Annotated in this window: 2 protein-coding genes; both read right to left on the reverse strand. The window is 37.3% G+C overall.

Annotation, left to right across the window (positions count from 1 at the left end; genetic code table 11):
- Positions 1-444: ERCC4 domain-containing protein (locus tag SM447_RS29205; RefSeq protein ID WP_474576092.1), on the reverse strand; the 444-nt coding region annotated here is incomplete at its 3' end.
- Complete coding sequence (locus SM447_RS29210) at positions 441-887, reverse strand: hypothetical protein (protein ID WP_474576093.1); 447 nt, start codon at positions 885-887, stop codon at positions 441-443. The genes SM447_RS29205 and SM447_RS29210, both read right to left, overlap by 4 nt.
- Positions 888-942 lie beyond the last annotated feature (55 nt).

Here is a 942-nt window from a genome sequence, read left to right on the forward strand (position 1 = left end):
AAAGTTGTAACGAACTTCAAATGTTTTCAAGCTGCCCAGCAGCGCTTTCGGTTCATACTTTGAACGATATTTTCCGTTGAGTATCTTTTGGTATCCTTCCAGGTCTTCCACAAGAAGAGTGAATGGATGCCTGGACGCTCGAATCAATTCATTTGCAAAACGAGAACGATCTTTAATCGACTGCACCAGCTCGTCCACTCCATTTTTCCGTTCAATGGCTGCATTCAAATACATATCACGGCTGATTCCAAATTCATCATTTTTAGGAATCATTGCAGAGTAATCGCCGGTTTTCATTCCTTTGAATTTGATTCCCACTTTCTTTTTACGGAGATAATCAAGAACATGCTGATTCTTTTGCTCTCTCGTATCCACAATAATGATCATGCTGTCCAGAATTTCTTTTAATTCCGTTTCCGAATAGTTATAGTGAATAATTGTCATGCTTTCTTCCCCTTAAAATACGACATGGCCCGATCATAAATTTCTATGGAAAGCCGGTCCGTTTCCTCGCTTTCAAAGTTTGAAACGGATCCTTTTAGCTCCCTCCAGCCGTTCTCCCAAAAGAGAACAAATAATTTCATCACCTTCATAACTGATTCATAATCATGATTGAACCAGTCATCTATTTTTCTATTTATTTCTTGATCAATGCCCATGAAATAATTAATGATTTTATCTATAGTCTGTTTCACATTATGTTCACGATCCGAGTATTCGCCTTTTAAATACCGGATAATTCGCTTTTTGTAAGATTGGACAAACGCCTCAAGTTCCGGATAGACTTTCTCTGGTTTCTCAATATATAGATCGTTTCCATCAAGAACCAAACGAGAGCCCAATACCTCTAAATCGGAACAAATTTGTTTTGGGTGCAATTTTCTCACCTCTTTATAAAAAGGGTTAGTGAGTTAGTTAGGGTTATATATTTTTGTATTAAAG

Source organism: Micromonospora aridisoli, from assembly GCF_056150025.1.